Below are 18029 nucleotides of genomic sequence, written 5' to 3' on the forward strand. Positions count from 1 at the left end.
TTTTATCTACATATTCCTACGTACTCTCTATAGTACATAAATTGAAGCGATAAGGCTTATAAAGAGTTGCGCTAGCAATACTGTGGGGATTAGTTTGGTAATTTATGTTTCTCCCGATAAAAAGGTCGTTGAGAAGACGCTTCAAACCGAGCTTAAGCGGATAATGCTTAGCGAGCTAATAGACGGTGAAGTAATTATTGGCGCCGCTATTATTGATTCAAATGGCATCCCCCCCATCATTTATCACATCCCAAACACCCTCACCGTTAAATCCCTTAAAAACCTCCTCTCCCTCATAGAGTTCGTCGATCATACCGCTAAAATCAATGATGACCTCCTTGGTTCATATCAATACCTCATAATTCGCTTCTCAAACTTCAAAATTGCCTTCTTCGAAATGGGGGGGTCTAAGGGCTGGTTGATGGTTTTCGTAAACCCTGTTTGGCACGTTGAGAACGTGATGTCAAAGATTAAGCAGTTCATGCTTAAAGTTCAAAGGATGATTTAAAATCAACGCAGTATTTTGGTAAAAAATTGCCGCCTCAAATATATAAGGGTATTAATCCATCCTGGATTGATGTCGAAGGTAACAGCTACGGTTAAAGTACCTGAAATAGAGATTAAGGAGGAGGTCTCATTACCGGCCTCAAGCACCGCCGTTATAGTTGTTGATATGCAGAATGACTTCGTAAAACCAAATGGGAAGCTTTACGTGCCGACGGCGCAAGCCACAGTACCTGCGATAAGGAAGCTACTTATGAAGGCTAGGGATGCCAATGTACCCATAATATACACCCAGGACTGGCACTTCAAAAATGACCCAGAGTTTAGGATTTGGGGTGAGCACTGCGTAATGGATACGTGGGGTGCCGAGATAATTGACGAGCTTAAGCCCATGCCTGATGACATAGTAATAAGGAAGCGTAGATATGATGCATTCTTTGGCACAGACCTCGATTATGTGCTTAGGAATGTCGTTCATGCGACTAACCTCGTGATAGTGGGTACCGTAGCTAACATATGCGTACTACACACTGCAGGTAGTGCCGCACTTAATTGGTACAACGTAGTCGTACCAATCGACGGAATCTCCGCACTAAATGAGTTTGATTACTACGCTGCGCTCAGGCAAGTATCATTCCTATATAATGGCACACTCACTAAGGTTGATGGCATTAAATTCGCGTGAACAAATATAGTCGATGTAAATCCTAATTAATTTTTAATATTATTACCCAATATCGAGAATTCACTTTGATTTATAACTTTAATTTACGTTCTTTATTTTGAGAAAAATTTAAATAGAGGTAAAAATAAGGAGAAATAGATGAATAAGGAGTCTGACGTTAAGATTGAGGATATAATTAAGTTCCTGCTTTACAGCGACTCCCACTGGATTAATTCCTTAAGGAGTATTGACTTTGGTGAGAGAATAAAGATAATTCACGACGCCGTAAATGCCATTCCTCCCGACTTCGTTGATTGCGTTAATAAATCACTGGACAGTGATGTGCCTAGGTTAATGTTTATTGGGTGTTTCGACATGGTGTGGCAGAGTGTTGAGTCTACTGCTAAGAATTACATTAGGGATTAGGTTTTGTGTGAAAGTCTTTAAAACGGTAGGTAATTAATCAAGGATTAGATTGAGAGGGCACAGCAATATTAGTGGTGAGGATTGGCGTAGGGATGCGATATTCATAGCGATTTCCATAGTTGTTATAGTGGCAACAATAATTATATTGGTAAGATCAGGGTTAGCAAGTGCCAGGTATGAGTCTCCGAAGTACCCACTCTACCTGGTAATTTCCGAGCTCATATACCTAGTCCAATTATCACTTATTGGCCTTAGACTTAGTATAATATTTAATAGGGGGGGCATGGGTTATAGGGTAGGGACTACGGAACTTATTAAGATAGCTGCTGCGCAAACATTCACGTCACTACTCGTACCAGGATTTTACATAGGTGGTGAGGCGATTTCAATAGCCTATCTAACATTTAAGGGCTTGCCAACCACCAGGGCTACTGAGGGTATTGTTCTTCGTTATACCGTTGATACGATAACGCTGACATCAATCATAATCATTCTTTACCTACTCAGTTTAGTGGTGGTTCCCTACATAGCGCTTATAATGGCATTAATACTACTCATAGCATACGTAGTATTATTCATAGCAATAGTGAGCGCAAGACTTGGCAAATACATAGAGCGATTGTTCAGATTCATTAATTCACGGGTAAATTTCGCGAGCAATTTCATATTAATAAATGAGGGTGAGGTTTACGGCCTTAAGCTCTCATTAATTGACTACTTAGTGATCTTCATAATATCGATAATTCAATGGATACTGTCAGGACTTAATGTAATGCTGATATTCTACGCCTTTGGTGTTCGCATAGGCATGTTGACGGGAATCTTAATTTCATCCTCGTATATAGTACTCACATACGTATCAATACTGCCTGGTTCGGCAGGTATTGGGGGGGAACTCGCGAATTTATATGTGTTGAATAGTCTTGGGCTTGGTAATTATTACCTGGTGTATGATGTTTGGTTTAGGGTGATAACGTACATCATACCATTGATAATACTCATGCCGGCCTTCCTCAGTATATCCAGGAAATTAACGATGATAAACACTAATCATAGGACCTCCGGTAGGTAGTTCAGTGACTCTTGACGATGCACCCCCCCTGATTATTGCGTCAATGACCTTTATTGCATTCCTCCTTGATAGGTAATGATTGTCATTACCGCAGTAAGGCGAGTAAACGCACTTAGGACAGCCATCAGTGCATGTACAATGCGTCAATACTTCGAGGGATATTCTAAGTACGTCATCAATCCTCTTAAGGAGCATTCTAGCAGTACCTGAACCGCCTGGGTATGAGTCATAGATTATTATATGCCCAGTTGGGTATGAAATGCCGCCAAGATCCGTTGGCCCTGCCCCCCCAACCACATTCTCACCAACCATTATCATTATGTGCTCAGCCGCATGGTAAGCCCTCCCCCCCTCTCAACAACATCTACATTCTCGAATGGGCTGAAGGTTATGAAGGGCGCATAAATAACAATGCCCTTTGTCCTGAATTCATATGTGAATGGCGCATTGAATTCCCTCCTCTCGACAATCTCACCATTGCTGAACCTCTTAACCACGTAGCCATGGACCACCTCCTTAATTGCTAACCTGACGTATTGATAAGGCATTGACTTTATGAAACCTTCCTCAAGGACCTCTTCAATCCTAGGTTCAGAGGTATATAGCGCCGTTGTGTAGAAATCGTAATCCCCCCGGCAACTTCCTCACTTGGGCAGTCCTACTACCTAAGTCGAGTTTGTAAACCTCGTAGACCCTACCACCATGCAGGTAAATAGCACCATCATGAAGCTCCCTCAGCGCCATAGGCAATTCCCTATAACCAATGACTTTTTTACCTTCAATGATTTTCACAACATCGCCAATACCCCTAATACCATGTATTGCCTTAACAACCTCGCGTCCCTTATCACTCACGACGTAGTAATTACCCTAACCTCAACCAAGCCCTCACTAACCAGGGACTTAAGAATCTCCTCACAGTAGATATCCACTGAGCCGCTCCTCACGGGCCTCTCATAAGCCATCAATAGGCAGTGTCTCTTGGCTATCTCGTCATTCCTCCATTCAACGTATAAATCCTCGGGCCTCCTCATGTAGAATTCACGTGGATTTGAACTATAGTATGTACTCATTGGATCATCTCCAAGGACCTGAATCACATAGGCCCTTTGACCTCTCCTACCAACTCTACCACTCCTCTGCAGGTACTTCGAGTAGCTGGGCGGTATTGTGGCCATGACTGCGACGTCGACATCACCAACGTCAATACCCATCTCAAGTGTTGGTGTTGTTAGGAGCACTAGGTACCTGCCTTCCCTAAACCCATCCTCAACCTCATGCCTCTCCTCGATTGTGAGTCCAGCCCTATGAACCCTAACCCTATCGCCGAACCCAGCCCTATCAACAAACCTCTTAATCAACTCAACAAACCTGTGGCTATCAGCAAAGACGAGGCACTTCATACCCCTTCTAACACATACCCTAGCCAACTCAGCAGCCTCAGCAAGCCTACCCCCCCTACTTATCGGGCTAACTAGGACATGCCTAACCAAGCCCCCCCTCCTACCCTCGGGACCTCTGATCAGCCTAACATCATCAACGCCAAGCAACTCCCTGGCAAAATCAACTGGGTTTCCAACAGTGGCCGTGGAAACAATGAATTGGTAATCCCTGGTGAACCTTCTCATCCTCTTAAGAACATAATGGACGTGAGCGCCAAAGACCCCCCCATTATAGACGTGAAAGTCATCTAACACGATTACCCTGTAATTACGGAGTAAATCCCTGAACTTACTGACGTGGGTTAATGCCTCACTAACCATGTCAGGGTTTGTGATGAGTATGTCAGGTGGTGAGGAGTATATCCGAGACCTAATATCACTGGGTGTGTCGCCATCATACGGCATTACGGAAACATTGATGGCCGTAAAGTACCTCTGCATCCTTAGTAGTTGGTCTCTGGCAAGGGCCTTTGTTGGGTACATAATTATTGCCTTAACACCCTCTTTACTAATCATCGTTATTAACGGCAGTAGGAATGCCTCGGTCTTACCAACGCCGGTACCAGCCATTATGACCGTGTTATTACCATTGATAATTGATTGATAAGACTCCCATTGAAAGTCGTAAAGTCTATCAATCCCGAGATCCCTCAACCTATTTATTAACTCCCTCGGTAGGTCCAGGGATTCGACTGATGGGCCGTAATTAGGTTCTGAGGGTTTATCCTCATGCACATAGAGGATAATCCTAGCCCTATCACTACCTAATTCGCCGATGAAATCATCCTCAAGCATGTACTTGGCAACTACGAGCCTATCGCCCCCCCTAATCATTGCACTAAGTGCCACTAAATCGCCTTAGTAATTAATAACTTTGGGTGGGTTTAATCGCATATACTTAATTTCATCACCTGCCTTCAACCTCAACACCTTAGGCTCCATCACGGTAAACTTATCCCAATGCTTAATCACGGGTCTCAATCTATTACCACACCTGGGGGGCACTTCCTCATCTCATCCTCAGTCTCAAAGTCAATATAGCAATTAACGCATCTAAACACGTTAAACGCTCTGTATTCATCAAAGTCCAGCGATACGAGGCTTGGCACCTCCGTAATCACAATGCCATCAGCAACATCCTGCAATTTCTCAATAATCTCCCTCCTTAGTAATGAATTATCAAGCATTACCAGGAATTCCCTACTACCATAAATTGACCTAAGCCTATCCCTAACGCGTAATAGCCAGTCAGTATCAATAACCACATCCTTAATGATAACGCCATAAGCCCTAACAGACTGTTGATAAGGCTTATCAGGACTCACAATTACGTAGTTCACGGAATCATTACTAACCCTCTGATTGACGTGAATAACATCAATTAAATCGCTATTGATACTTATGAAATCATCAACTAATATACCATCAGCACCGCCAGCCAACGAAGCCCTAATAAAGTCATTGACCGGGTCAGGCATTGCTGAACCATAGATAAAGACCCTAAGGCCAACCCTCTTGGCCCATGCAACCGCACTGGCCAATGATATTAACTGCCTAAGCCTACCTAGTAATTGCCTAAGCACATCACCATTAACATTACTCAACTCAACTATGGGCTCAGGCGGTGCTACCGGCGTGGCATCCCTAACATACTTAACTACATTCAAACCCTCAAATAACCAGGAGCCGGCGAACATGCACCATGGCAGTCCACACCACTTAATGAGTATCCTCACATGACGAAGTTAGCACCACACCATTATTAACCTTGCTATTAACATTACGGCACTAACCCAGGGACTTTATCAATAAAACCGCGTAATCAATCACCTGCCTCAACCTATCCTCCGAGAATGCCTCCGCGTAAATCCTAATAATAGGCTCAGTGCCGCTACCCCCCCTGATTAGGACCCAGGAACCATCGTTAAAGACGACCTTAACGCCATCAATGGTTATTACCTGCTTAACACTACCCAGCTCACGAAGCCTATCAATGATTACCTCCCTATTCCTGCTCACGAACTCCTTACCATCACTAAACGGCACATCAACTCTCCTATAGAATGACCTGCCGTACTCCCTAATTATTCCGTCAAACACATCAACCAGGTTACCATACTCAGAGGCTATCGCCGTTAATAAAGCCGCTGTGTATATGCCATCCTTGTCAGGCACATGCCATGAGTAAGCCAAACCACTACTCTCCTCACCAGCAACCTCGGCATCACCGTTAATTAAGTACTTAACTGAGTGCTTGAAGCCCACAGGAACCTCGTAAACTCTAACCCCCCCATACTTACCAGCTATGAAGTCAACGATGTGCGTCGTAGACACAGCCCTAACAACGCCCTTCTTAACAAACCCTCTCCTCATTAAGTGCTCAAGTACGATTGTTATCACGTTATTCGGGCTTAAGTAACCATGCGAAGGGTCAATCGCTGCTATTCTATCAGCATCGCAGTCATGCGCAATACCAATATCATAACCCTTACTCATGACCTCCTGAATCGTGTCACGAATATTCTCGGGCTCTGGATTAGGATTCCTACCACCAAAGCTTGGGTCGTAGCTATTATGAACCTCAACAACATCCATACCCAACTCCCTAAGTACCTTAGACGTATAGTTAATAGCCGTACCAAATAAGGGATCAACAATAACCCTCAACCTACTTCTCGGTTTAAACATCCTAAGCACATCATTAATCACGTGATCCACGTAATGAGAACTTGGATCAATTAATTGAGGCTTCATAACCCTAATGCTCGACACAAATCTATCAATATCCTGCCATTCCTGGCTATATAACCTCTCTATTTCGTTCGTATCATCATCAGGTGCTGGTGATCCCTTATTCGTTATTACCTTGAAGCCATTGTACATTGGCGGGTTGTGGCTCGCGGTAATCTGAATCGTGAGATCAAAACCAAAGCGAGAACCAAACCAGGCAACCACGGGGGGGGTTGGCGTGGGTCTCTCAGTAATTACCGCGTCAATCCCATGCTCAACAGCTACGCTGGCAACCACATTCGCATAATCCCTGGACTTCCTCCTAACATCATAACCAACTAACAACTTCTTTAACCCGTACTTACGTGACCAATAACGAAACGTGGACTCCGCGAGTATAGCCACGAGTCTTTCATTAAAATCCTTATCAATTATTCCGCGTACACCATCGGTCCCAAATCGAAATGCTGATCCTTGGCCCATTTTACTTATATTGGTAGGTAATTCTTTAAAAATTACTATCGCTCATTGATTAATGTCTGCACTAAGACCAACGGTGGGTACAAAGGTGTACCACTTAATGGCTGGTCCTGGTGATGTAGCGCCATACGTATTAACACCAGGTGACCCTGACAGGGTACCCAGGATTGCCAAGTACTGGGATTCTGCCCGTGCCGTGGCAACGCACAGAGAGTACGTAACTTACACAGGAACTTACAAGGGTGCCCCAATATCGGCGGTATCCACTGGCATTGGCGGACCAGCGGCGGCAATAGCCATTGAGGAATTACTCACCCTTGGTGCAAACACCTTTATTAGGGTTGGCACGACCGGAGCATTACACGAGTGGATTAGGGTTGGTGATGTCATTATTAACACAGGCGCCGTTAGATTTGACGGAGCGAGTAACGCCTACGCAATGCCCGAGTACCCGGCAGTGGCCAGTTACGACGTGGTCTTGGCCCTCATAACAGCCGCAGAAATGCTCGGCGTTAAATATCACGTTGGATTAACGGCATCGACAGCGGACTTCTATGTAGGCCAGGGCAGACCGGGATTCAGAGACTACCAACCGCCCTGGTCAAGGGACATCATTAATACGTTATCCTCAATGAACGTGCTCAACTTTGAGATGGAGCTGCAACCATTTACACAATAGCCAATGTACATGGGGGGGCAAGGGCCGGTGGTATTATGGCAGTCATAGCCAATAGGAAGACCAATGAATTTATACCTGATGCAGGAGTTGATGATGCGATTAAAGTTGCTAATGAGGCCGTTAGGATACTCTATGAATGGGACACTATCAAGTCTAACATGGGTCTTAAGTACCTAACAATGAATGTGATTAAGGAGTGGATTAAGAGGTGATCATCATGGTCCTTGAGGAATTCGATGAGAGGAAACTCGAGGAGTTGGCTAAGGGTTTGCCCGAATTTGGTAGGTTTGGTAAGGAATTAGAGACCATAGGCGTGCTTCCAATACCATCTAGCTAAGGAGGTATAGAGCCTATAATCTATTTATATTCTGGGCCATGGCATCCGCATCAGCAGCGACGCCCCTTGCTGGTTACCTACTCTTTAACCTGGGTCTTAGGGGCATGTTGATAGCGATAACCTTCGCCTTCATACTAGGCGTAATACCCACACTACTCTTCTCAGAAATGGGTAGGCAAATACCATTGACAGCCCTTGTGTCGCCAGAAAAACCTTTGGTTATGGTACTGCACAGGCACTATCATTATTGTATACCGTGATTAATATTGGGTGGTTCGCCCTTAACAACGCCGTAGGTTCAGAAATACTTTCGGCAGTGACTCACACGCCAATTATGTATTGGTACATAATAATGGGCGCAATACAGATATTCTTGGTACTACTCGGATTTAAGTGGCTGGAGTACTTCTACAGGTATACCTCGATAATTCTATTAATAAGTTACGCAGTACTCACGTATTACCTAGTTACCCAGTACCATGTCTCATGGGCAACCCTTTGGTCAACATCACCAAGCTCAAATGCCCAGTGGGGGCGCCGCCATAGACCTAATGCTCGCGTTCGGTGCTTTATCCTGGGCTTACAAGACGTCAACGACGTCCAGGTTTGCTAGACCATCTAATAAAGTCGATATACTCTATGGCTTAGCTACGCCGATAGGTATCATAGTTCCAATATACCTAATGGGAATCCTGGGCTTCGCCGGCCAATACTATGCCAATAATTGGAATGTTGCGGCCCTATCATTTCCACCGTCAACGCCAATCTGGGTTTTAATAGCAGCCCTTGGAGCATCACTGGCGATAATACATACTAATGCGATGAATCTCTATCCATCTGCCATAGACCTGCTCGTCGCTATAGACCCAGTAATAAGGAGATTCAGAAGTGAGTTTAGGGCTAGGTTAACACAGCCTGTGGCAATATTGATACTTGGTATAGCGTCGATAATAGTCTCAATATGGATTCTATCACTAATAGAGAGCTTCCTTAACTTTGTAGGGTTAACCATATTTCCATTAACATTTATACTAATCTTTGATTGGTACTTAAGGTTGAAGAAAAATGTACGTACACTAGATGATGTAAAGAGGTATTTCTATGACATACCGAGGGAACCTCTGAGACATATTGGAATAGCCGCAATAATATCCTTCATAGTCGGTAGTGTGCTGATGAATTACCTACCCATCGCTATCCCAACGGCATTTCCAAAGTACGTACCGCCAGAGTATACCGGGGCTTTAATAGGCGGTTTAATATACCTAGTACTGATGTTACTTGCTATCAGGGTTAAGAAATTATCATGGTTATTACCCTGAGTGAATACGTGATTATTATTTAAAACCACCATGATAAAATAACGGACTTACTTCTCACGTAACAACGATGTGTATACTCCAATAAAGCTAAGTATTGCGGATATTATTAATACGACTTTTAATCCAGTAATGAATGACTGATATACCGTGATATTACCCAACATTATGCCCGTGAATAAGTAAAGACTTGCGTACCTACCCAGGTAACTAACCAGTATCGCGCTGGCCACGGTAATGCTCAGTAACTGGCCCATAAAGCGCATTGTGCCCAAAACGCCTGAGGCAACTCCGTACTTATCAGGATTGACGGAGCCCATGACAGAGTTTGTGTTTGGCGCTGAGAAGAAGCCGAAGCCTATTCCCAGGATCATCAGTGAGATAGCTATGTAAATGGCATATTTAATATTTAGTAATAGGAGCATTACGAAGGCTAGGCCTATCAAGCCCATTCCTAACGCCGCTATCTCCCTAGAGCCGTACTTATCAGAGAGTTTACCGCTGACAGGCGATAATGCAGCCATGAATACAGGCTCCGAGACTAGGATCAGCCCAGCGACGAATGGGTTATAGCCAAGGACGACCTGTAGGTATAGTGAGAATAGGAATGGTACCGAGTACGTACTAATATAATTAAGCAGTGCGGTTACGTTTCCAGCCATAAACGAAACATTTCGTGTGAATAAATTGAGGTCAAGCATTGGATTTACGACCTTTCTCTCAACCACTATAAATGCTACAAGGGATGTAACACCAATAATTAATAAGTATATGTAGTATAGCCACCCACTCACTGCCGACAATATTAGGTACATAACAACGGATAAAATAGCCAGTGTGAAGGTAAGGGCACCCAGGTAATCAACCCTTACAACACGCCTAGGAAGTTCAATGCCCCCCCATCGAGAACCAGGATATTACCAGGCCAATCGCCGTTAATATTGTCGTTATTACTAGGACAAACCTCCAGCCAAGGAACTGAGTTATTAATCCACCAAAGAATGGAGCCGAGGTTAGGCCGAGGTATACCGCCATCGCGTTTATGCCAAGGGCAAATCCACGCTCGCCCTCGGGAAATACCTGGCTTACGATAGCTGCGGAGCCTGGCGATAGTATTGATGAGCCAAAACCCATTATTAACGATGCAATTATTAATATGTAAATGTTGGGCGCTATTGAACCAAGTATTGAGCCTATTAGGAATAGTATGAAGCCTATACGAAACATCCTGACCCTACCGTAAATATCGCTTAACCTGCCGAGAGTTATCATCAATGTTGGTAATGGTATTAGGTATATTATTGGTACGTAAATTAAAACATCCAATGGTACGTGGAAGTACTTACCCAATACTGGCGTTATGAAGGAAAGCACCGTTGAGTTATATGGCGTTTGAAAGGCGGCCAAGGATGTCGTAAATAATATCAACCTTTTCCTACCGCTGCTTAATTTTATCACGTTAATTCATTTTTCAATATCGGATTAAAAGCATTATTCCTCGCTATACCTCATCTTAACGAAGGATACGTAGGTCACAGGCCTCATGTGAGGCACACCATCCTCCTTAGTAACCACGTAGAGCACCTGAGTGAACCTCTCCTCAATTGGTATAACCATTATACCATCACTAGATAACTGCTCAAATAACTTAGGCGGTACTTTAGGGGGGGCGGCGGCGGTAACCAATATTCTATCAAACGGCGCATATTTAGGAAGACCCTTCGACCCATCGCCAATAAACACATGAACAATGCCCAGGTAACCCAACCTAGCCAAGTTCTGAGTAGCGTAAAGGGCAAGCCCTGGGTAATACTCAATAGTGTATATCGTGCCTCTCCTCTCCATAGCCTCAGCACACACTGCCGCGTGATAACCAGTACCAGTGCCAACCTCAAGGACCTTAAGCCCAGGCTTGAGGTCAAGTAATTCACACATCATGGCTACCATGTGCGGTGCCGATATTGTTTGGCCATACATAACCTCGAGTGGTGTATCTTCATATGCATAAAGCCTTAGGTAATTTGGTAGGAATTCCTCACGGGGTACACTAAGCATGGCCCTCTCAACTCTATCACTCTTAATTATTCCCTCGTCCTTAAGCATACTAACCAGCCTTCTTCTTGCTGACTCAAAATCAATCATTACAATACCTACTTTGTATTAAAATCCTAATAACTCTTAACCCTTCTCAATAACTTAATCCATTATTGAGGAAACTCCATACTTAGGTTCTTTGATAATGAAACCTTCATAGCCTTAAAACCAAGCCTCAACCTTACACCCTCAAGCACATCAAGCGAGAATGAGTCATCAACAGCACCATTAAGCGGCTCAACCTTAAGCGTGAGTATCCAGCCATTGTAGGACTCGGCTAAGTTACGCTCTATGTAAAATGGCACACCATCAACCCTACCAACCTCAACATAATCACTACCAACAATGAAATCACTAGCCCTATATATCTGTGGCTCCGTTGGCGAGCAACAGCCGTGCCCAAGAATTATGATAATATCACCATACTTCTCCTTCATATTCCTAATCAACTCCTTAACATCATCCCCCCCAAACTCAACACTAACATTCAACACATTTCCGCATATGAATGTCTAACTTAAAAATCTTACTGACCATTTAATGGCTGAATTAATAAAATATATTCAATAATTAATCGTGAATAAAGGTAAAATTTTTATTTTGCTCAATTTAAAACTAAATTATCATAACTTATCAATCTTCATCACAGTCCTCCAGTGCGGCCTATCAAGACTGCCCGTGGTATCGACATATACCTGCTTAATCTCTAGGAACTCCTCAAGGCCATAGAGACCTAGTTCACGACCAATACCAGACTGCTTATACCCACCCCCCCAGATGCCTTCTGTTGGTTGTGTGTATGCGTCGTTAATCCATACAGTACCTGCCTGGAGCTTCCTGGCCACCCTGAGGGCTTTTGCTGGGTCCTTGGTGAATATGGATGCCGTGAGCCCGTAAATCACGTTATTAGCTATATCGATGGCCTCCTGCTCAGTTCTAAATGGTATGACCGCAATGACCGGCCCAAATATCTCTTCCTGCGCAAGCCTGCTCTTTGGATCGACATCATCAAAAATCACTGGACTTACGAAGTACCCCCCCTTGTCATAAATGCCACCGCTTAATTTACCTCCATCAAGCGCCACCTTAAATCCAGCCTTCTTGCCAAAGTCTATGTAACCAAGTACCTTCTCTTCCTGAGCCTTGGACACCAGTGGTCCCATGTCCGTATTATCGTCAAGTGGATAACCAATGACGAGGCCCCTGGCGACCTCAGCTAACCTATTGACAAGCTTCTCATGAACACTCTCATGAACAAGGACCCTACTAATTGCACCACAGGCTTGTCCAGTATTCCTGAGGCCGCCAAACACGATCGCCCTAACGGTCTCCTCAATATTAGCATCATCAAACACAAGAGCTGGGTTCTTACCGCCGAGCTCAAGCCCTATCCTCTTAATGCCAGCCGCTGCCTGCTGCATGATTAATTTGCCTGTCGTAGTCTCGCCCGTGAAACTAACGTAATCAATCCTTGGGTGCCTAACTAATTCATTTCCAACCGTGCTCCAGGCCCATAGATCACATTAACAACACCCTTGGGAAGACCAGCCTTAGCCAATGCCCTGTAAATCTCCATAGCACTCATTGGAGTATAACTAGCTGGCTTCCATACCACGGTACAGCCCGCGGCCAAGGCAGGCGCTATCTTCCTAGCCGCCTGGGTCATTGGGAAATTCCACGGCGATACGGCAGCGACAACTCCAACGGGCTCCTTAAATATTAATGATACATTACCATTACTAAGGACGATGGAGTCGCCATAGACCTTATCCGCAAGGCCTGCGTAGAATTCGAAGATTTCGGCTGCGGCGAGCACGTGAGCCCTTGCCTGCCTAATCGGCATTCCATTCTCAAGCGCTACCGTGACGGCTATCCTCTCGGCCTCATCCCTAAGTATCTCAGCCGTTTTATATAAAATCCTGAGTCTCTGCCTATAATTCGTGACCCAACCATACTTATCCTTATCAAATACCTCCCTAGCCAGGTCAACAGCCCTGTTAAGGTCATCCGTGGAGGCCTCCTCAATAATTGCTATTGTTTGATCAAACTGCGCAGGGTTCTCCCTGGTAAATGTCTTACCCTTGCTTGAGGATACCTCCTCACCATCTATAAACAACTTAACTCTAACAGGTATTTCTATGGTGAACTTCCCATAGGATACCGTTGACATCAGAAGCAATTAATAATGCACCTATTAATAAGTATTGCCTCTCCATGCCCATTATTTAATGATTTAGTGATTTTATATATAACGTTTATCAGTTATAAACCCAAAATATAAATAATTAATTCATTATCTACCATAATTGCACTCAATAATATTCTCCGAGGAAGCTGACGTATAGTAATTGAATAATGTATCAGCTGGATTTCTCGATACCAGAATAATAACCTCCTCAGAGCCACTCGACAAGTTAATTAGAAAATGTACTAAATGCTCATCATTGCCTCGATAAATCCTCGCAGTTATACTCCGATAATTACCCACTGAAAGCACATTATTAATTACGTAGTTAATCAATTGACTTACACCATCGCACCCATTATTTATCATTAGTATTACCTGGTTAGGGCTTAGGTCCGAAACCCTCCTATACTCATTACCATGATAAACCCAAACCAAGGACATTGACTCAGCCTTAATGATTAGTGGAATAAATGTTTAACGGGCATTGAGCATGAAATTAACCGCGCCATTAATTAATGAATGCCTACTTGCAATGCTCTGTGACCTCATCATTAATGAATTCATTCTAGGCCATTTGAGGAATATTATGTAATCAAGCTCATTAGGAACAATCGCAAAGCCCGAATCTCTGATGTACTGCCTACTCATTATCTTATTAAATGTCTCTACATGGACCTCGTAGTACGTGTACTTATGTATAAGCACGGCGTAGTCCACGCCATCCATTAAGTAGTTCTCTAACGCCGATAAGCCTCTATGAACGGTCCTACTTGGATCCAGTATTTTATGTGCTATTGATGAGCGGTTATTGGTTATCACCAGGATATCAATCGGGCTCCTAAAAACGATCGTGTTCATTATACCAATGGACCTAACGTTAACCCCCCCAACATGAACTATCTTACCACTTAAGTAGTAATCAAACTTCTTAATAATGGATGCCATAGACCGGGCTAAATCATCATAAGGCTCCTCAACAATTTCCTTAGAATGCGGGACTCTCATGATCATCGGACTTGGGTATATTACCTCACCATCATCAATCGAATAACCATCATCACCATCACAAACAAGGCCTAGGTCTATTTGGTCCGCCAGCGACATCATTGAGGGTATCTCGGCATAACCATCATTATTTAGGAATGCTATTCCATTGCTTATAAGCTCGTGAATCAATGAATCAACTTCGGAGGCCCAGTCGGTGATTATTACCGTGCCTGTTGGTAGGACCTCCGCCTGCACGCTCTCTATGAAGCCGTACTTAAGCCACCGACAAAAGATGGATTTAGTGCTCGTGCTTAATCTCGATAATTTACTAATGATTTTTCTTGGGTAATCATCGTTTTCATAATACGGAGTAATTAATTGATTGGTCTCCTTTATCGATTTACCTAATTTGTCAAATGGCATTATCAAGCCACGAAAAAGCCAAAGAGCTAATAAACCTTTCCCTTAAGCATTACCTAGTGATGATGGCTAAGTTAATGATTTGATGATTAATTATGAGCCAGCTGATCATCAGTGGCGAGAAGACCCAATCACAGCTCATATAAGTCCTGGCTCATCATCAGGTAAGGATAAGCATTAAACTAAAATTTTAATGCATTATTAAAACCCGTGCTACTGACAAAGGCATTAGACGGCCCACCACGTAAAATCGTAAGTCTCAACCCATCAATAACGGAATTCCTATTCTTAATCAGTGCAGGCGATAGGGTAGTCGGCACTGACGTCTGGAGTTACAGACCTAGAGAAGCGATGAAGACAGTCAAGATAGGGTCATTCACATCAGCTGATATCGAGACAATCAAAAAACTAAGCCCCGACTTAATAATACTCTCATATCCAGTACAAAGGCAGTTGGTCGAGCCGTTAAGCGGCATCGCCCCCGTACTTGCGGTTCCAATGCCCGTGAATTTAAACGCTGTTGTGAGCTCCTTTGAGATGGTAGGTAAATTACTCGACCTGGATGAGGAGTCACAGAGGGTGATTAGTATATACATGGACCTACTGAGACACTCCATTGATGTGGAGGATGCGGTGGTCATACTATCCCTTGGTGATTATGTAATACCCTGCGAGGCATCTTACATAGCATCAGCACTTAATAAAGTCGGCATCAGGTATGTCAAGGGCCTTAAATGTGTTGAGCTTATCACAAATAAGGATGGCGCCCTAAACATAATTAATAGAATTAACCCGCAGCTGGTGATTTACGAGGGGGGGAAGACCAAGGATTATAGACCACAGGAAACGAATTGGATAAATAAACCAACAATACATACGCCGAACGATGTCCTCGCGCACTTTGGACCGAGCCTTCCACTTGACATTCAATTATTAATTAACGCCATCAGAAATGGAGAGAAATTCGTAAAGAACACCTCAAGCATAACAAGGCCGAGCCTCGGTGATCCTTGGTACAAGCCCTACCTATGACTTATCACCACGTATCTTCTTAATATTTGGCCTAACATAGTTTTTCCAAACCTCACCAGCCACCTTCTTGCCTATCTTCGTTAAGTCATAGTAAATGCCCCCCCTACCACGCCTCTCAGGATTACGCTGCTTAACCTTTAGCCAGGGCTTAACTGACGATGTTACCCTACCCTTAAGCGAACCCCTAAACTCCTGAAGCAGGCCCAGTTGAACCAGGTGTTGAATGGCCCTCTCAACCTCATCCTCAGGCACTATCGGTCTCCAACCAGCCGCCCCCCCAAGAAGTCTCCTGGCCAGTAGCAGGGCGTGTCTGGGCCGTAGTGGTATATATGAGCCAGTATCTTCTTTTCTAGATCCGTGAGTTGACTTATTATCGCGTTTACATCGTTTGACATTACAATATATTATTTTTAATGCCTAGTTTAAATCAATAACTCGGGATTACCTGTACCTCTTCCATGTACTTTATGACCCAGACAGGTTCCTCTTCATGGAATGGCTCCATACCCTCAAACCTCATCTCAGTGAGAACCTTCTCATTAACGTCAACACCAAGGCCAGGTCTGTTGGGCACCCTGTAATAACCATCCTCAAGCTTAATGGCATTATTAATGATATCCCTCTTCCACTGGGGGCCAAAATTCGTAGAAGCTCTCCTGAATCAACAGGTTATACGTACTCGCATCAAACTGCAAAGTCGCTGCATGCTGTACAGGGCCAAAGGCATTGTGTGGCGCTAGCTCGACTCCGTATGCCTCCGTTAAAGCCCTGATTCTACTCATACCCGTGAAGCCCAGGGCGTTGGTTATGTCAGGTTGAAGAACATCCACTAAACCCCTCTCCAGAAGCTGTAGTGCCTCCTCAACACTAATTATCCTCTCACCAACTGCGATTCGGACGCTAGGTGCTGCAGCCTTTATCTTTGCAAGACCCTCAAAGTTCAGGTCAGGGTGTACCGGCTCCTCAATGAATAACGGGTCGAATTGCTCCATGGCTTTAACCATCTTAACGGCCGTATTAACGTTGAAACGGCCATGAGTCTCAATAAGTATGTCCACGTACTTACCCACAGCCTCCCTAACAGCCCTAACCCTCTCCACAGCCTCCTCAAGTCCCTCCTCATCCATTTGGTCGAAATACGGCCCGAATGGGTCGAACTTCATCGCCTTAAATCCCATGGACACAACCTCCTTAGCCCTCTTAGCAAAGTCATCAGGTGTTACGCAGTCGCTATACCAACCATTTGCATAGGCCTTAATCTTCTCATTAACAAGGCCGCCAAGGAATTGATATATGGGTGCGCCGAGGTACTTACCTAGTAGGTCGTGTAGTGCTATGTCGACGGCACTATATGCTGTGGCTGCCTCAAATGAACGACTAATGTAAAACTCATGCTTATACCACTCCCTGAATAGGTACTCAATCCTGAACGGGTCCTTACCAACCATAAACCTCCTAACCTCCTCAATGGCCTTAACGACTTGGTTAACCCTGAGAGTGGGCACGGCCTCTCCATAACCAACCTGCCCATCACTTGTAATGACCCTAACTATTATCGAGACCGAGGCCCATGGCGACGCTTTAGCCGTGGCAAGATCACTGACTGGGTATATCTCTACGTCCTTAATAGTTGTCATACAATCCCAATAATGTGC

Annotated in this window: 24 protein-coding genes and 1 pseudogene; 8 read left to right on the forward strand and 17 right to left on the reverse strand. The window is 44.2% G+C overall.

Features of this window, described 5'->3' with window-relative positions; genetic code table 11:
- The first annotated feature begins 82 nt into the window (after positions 1–82).
- The 4 genes from JCM11217_RS01795 (at position 83) to JCM11217_RS01810 (ending at position 2666) form a co-directional block, all read left to right on the forward strand.
- Positions 83–508 carry a hypothetical protein gene (locus tag JCM11217_RS01795; protein ID WP_054841862.1) on the forward strand — a complete coding sequence of 142 codons (426 nt, stop codon included), beginning with the start codon at positions 83–85 and terminating at the stop codon, positions 506–508.
- 69 nt (positions 509–577) lie between these two features.
- Positions 578–1189 (forward strand): isochorismatase family cysteine hydrolase, encoded by a 612-nt coding sequence (locus JCM11217_RS01800; RefSeq protein ID WP_054841863.1) that lies wholly within the window; start codon positions 578–580, stop codon positions 1187–1189.
- A 138-nt stretch (positions 1190–1327) separates the two neighbouring features.
- Positions 1328–1594, forward strand: coding sequence for a hypothetical protein (locus JCM11217_RS01805; protein WP_054841864.1), 267 nt, complete (start codon positions 1328–1330; stop codon positions 1592–1594).
- Between the two features lie 49 nt (positions 1595–1643).
- Positions 1644–2666 carry a flippase-like domain-containing protein gene (locus JCM11217_RS01810; protein WP_054841865.1) on the forward strand — a complete coding sequence of 341 codons (1023 nt, stop codon included), beginning with the start codon at positions 1644–1646 and terminating at the stop codon, positions 2664–2666.
- Here JCM11217_RS01810 and JCM11217_RS12640 read toward each other — a convergent pair.
- From JCM11217_RS12640 to JCM11217_RS01825, 6 genes are all read right to left on the reverse strand, one after another.
- Positions 2625–2984 carry a DUF1998 domain-containing protein gene (locus JCM11217_RS12640; RefSeq protein ID WP_243677999.1) on the reverse strand — a complete coding sequence of 120 codons (360 nt, stop codon included), beginning with the start codon at positions 2982–2984 and terminating at the stop codon, positions 2625–2627. The two genes, JCM11217_RS01810 and JCM11217_RS12640, sit on opposite strands and share 42 nt — an antisense overlap.
- Positions 2984–3214: a hypothetical protein gene (locus tag JCM11217_RS12645; protein ID WP_243678000.1), complete on the reverse strand. Its 231-nt coding sequence runs from the start codon at positions 3212–3214 to the stop codon at positions 2984–2986. Before JCM11217_RS12645 ends, JCM11217_RS12640 begins: the two co-directional genes overlap by 1 nt.
- 43 nt (positions 3215–3257) lie before the next feature.
- Complete coding sequence (locus tag JCM11217_RS12650) at positions 3258–3521, reverse strand: hypothetical protein (protein WP_243678001.1); 264 nt, start codon at positions 3519–3521, stop codon at positions 3258–3260.
- Positions 3518–4957 (reverse strand): DEAD/DEAH box helicase, encoded by a 1440-nt coding sequence (locus tag JCM11217_RS12655; protein WP_243678002.1) that lies wholly within the window; start codon positions 4955–4957, stop codon positions 3518–3520. Before JCM11217_RS12655 ends, JCM11217_RS12650 begins: the two co-directional genes overlap by 4 nt.
- A 128-nt stretch (positions 4958–5085) precedes the next feature.
- Complete coding sequence (locus JCM11217_RS01820; protein ID WP_243678003.1) at positions 5086–5844, reverse strand: hypothetical protein; 759 nt, start codon at positions 5842–5844, stop codon at positions 5086–5088.
- Between the two features lie 52 nt (positions 5845–5896).
- Positions 5897–7321 carry a phosphoglucomutase gene (locus JCM11217_RS01825; RefSeq protein ID WP_054841866.1) on the reverse strand — a complete coding sequence of 475 codons (1425 nt, stop codon included), beginning with the start codon at positions 7319–7321 and terminating at the stop codon, positions 5897–5899.
- 52 nt (positions 7322–7373) lie between these two features.
- Here JCM11217_RS01825 and udp point away from each other — a divergent pair.
- The 3 genes and pseudogenes from udp (at position 7374) to JCM11217_RS12665 (ending at position 9656) form a co-directional block, all read left to right on the forward strand.
- Positions 7374–8209 (forward strand): annotated as a pseudogene (gene udp / locus JCM11217_RS01830) (uridine phosphorylase).
- A gap of 163 nt (positions 8210–8372) precedes the next feature.
- Positions 8373–8594 carry a hypothetical protein gene (locus JCM11217_RS12660; protein WP_243678004.1) on the forward strand — a complete coding sequence of 74 codons (222 nt, stop codon included), beginning with the start codon at positions 8373–8375 and terminating at the stop codon, positions 8592–8594.
- A 261-nt stretch (positions 8595–8855) separates the two neighbouring features.
- The gene (locus JCM11217_RS12665) at positions 8856–9656 is read left to right on the forward strand and encodes a hypothetical protein (RefSeq protein ID WP_243678005.1); all 801 of its coding nucleotides are present in this window, start codon (positions 8856–8858) and stop codon (positions 9654–9656) included.
- A 47-nt stretch (positions 9657–9703) separates the two neighbouring features.
- Here JCM11217_RS12665 and JCM11217_RS12670 read toward each other — a convergent pair whose 3' ends face one another.
- The 8 genes from JCM11217_RS12670 to JCM11217_RS01865 all read right to left on the reverse strand — a co-directional run bounded on the left by JCM11217_RS12670 (position 9704) and on the right by JCM11217_RS01865 (position 15345).
- Positions 9704–10468, reverse strand: coding sequence for an MFS transporter (locus JCM11217_RS12670; RefSeq protein ID WP_243678006.1), 765 nt, complete (start codon positions 10466–10468; stop codon positions 9704–9706).
- Positions 10469–10541: 73 nt separating this feature from the next.
- Positions 10542–11111, reverse strand: coding sequence for an MFS transporter (locus JCM11217_RS12675; RefSeq protein ID WP_243678007.1), 570 nt, complete (start codon positions 11109–11111; stop codon positions 10542–10544).
- 33 nt (positions 11112–11144) lie between these two features.
- A complete protein-coding gene (locus tag JCM11217_RS01845; protein ID WP_054841867.1) occupies positions 11145–11795 on the reverse strand; it encodes a protein-L-isoaspartate(D-aspartate) O-methyltransferase in 651 nt (216 codons plus the stop codon).
- A 62-nt stretch (positions 11796–11857) separates the two neighbouring features.
- A complete protein-coding gene (locus tag JCM11217_RS01850; protein ID WP_054841868.1) occupies positions 11858–12241 on the reverse strand; it encodes a DUF779 domain-containing protein in 384 nt (127 codons plus the stop codon).
- A 129-nt stretch (positions 12242–12370) separates the two neighbouring features.
- Entirely contained in the window at positions 12371–13216 is an 846-nt protein-coding gene (locus JCM11217_RS12680; RefSeq protein ID WP_243678030.1) for an aldehyde dehydrogenase family protein, read from the reverse strand.
- Between the two features lie 14 nt (positions 13217–13230).
- Positions 13231–13917, reverse strand: a complete 687-nt coding sequence (locus JCM11217_RS12685) for an aldehyde dehydrogenase family protein (RefSeq protein ID WP_243678008.1) — start codon at positions 13915–13917, stop codon at positions 13231–13233.
- Positions 13918–14040: 123 nt separating this feature from the next.
- Complete coding sequence (locus JCM11217_RS01860) at positions 14041–14376, reverse strand: hypothetical protein (protein WP_054841869.1); 336 nt, start codon at positions 14374–14376, stop codon at positions 14041–14043.
- Positions 14377–14409: 33 nt separating this feature from the next.
- Positions 14410–15345 carry a hypothetical protein gene (locus tag JCM11217_RS01865; RefSeq protein WP_054841908.1) on the reverse strand — a complete coding sequence of 312 codons (936 nt, stop codon included), beginning with the start codon at positions 15343–15345 and terminating at the stop codon, positions 14410–14412.
- Positions 15346–15552: 207 nt separating this feature from the next.
- Here JCM11217_RS01865 and JCM11217_RS01870 point away from each other — a divergent pair, with 207 nt between their 5' ends.
- A complete protein-coding gene (locus JCM11217_RS01870) occupies positions 15553–16374 on the forward strand; it encodes an ABC transporter substrate-binding protein (RefSeq protein WP_054841870.1) in 822 nt (273 codons plus the stop codon).
- Here the strand turns inward: JCM11217_RS01870 and JCM11217_RS12690 are convergent.
- The 3 genes from JCM11217_RS12690 to JCM11217_RS01880 form a co-directional block, all read right to left on the reverse strand.
- Positions 16369–16626, reverse strand: a complete 258-nt coding sequence (locus JCM11217_RS12690) for a hypothetical protein (RefSeq protein ID WP_243678009.1) — start codon at positions 16624–16626, stop codon at positions 16369–16371. The two genes, JCM11217_RS01870 and JCM11217_RS12690, sit on opposite strands and share 6 nt — an antisense overlap.
- 175 nt (positions 16627–16801) lie before the next feature.
- Positions 16802–16948, reverse strand: a complete 147-nt coding sequence (locus JCM11217_RS12695) for a hypothetical protein (RefSeq protein ID WP_243678010.1) — start codon at positions 16946–16948, stop codon at positions 16802–16804.
- Positions 16949–16982: 34 nt separating this feature from the next.
- A complete protein-coding gene (locus tag JCM11217_RS01880) occupies positions 16983–18011 on the reverse strand; it encodes a mandelate racemase/muconate lactonizing enzyme family protein (RefSeq protein ID WP_243678011.1) in 1029 nt (342 codons plus the stop codon).
- Positions 18012–18029: the final 18 nt, after the last annotated feature.

The organism is Vulcanisaeta distributa JCM 11217 (genome assembly GCF_001316005.1).
Lineage (GTDB): Archaea > Thermoproteota > Thermoprotei > Thermoproteales > Thermocladiaceae > Vulcanisaeta > Vulcanisaeta distributa_B.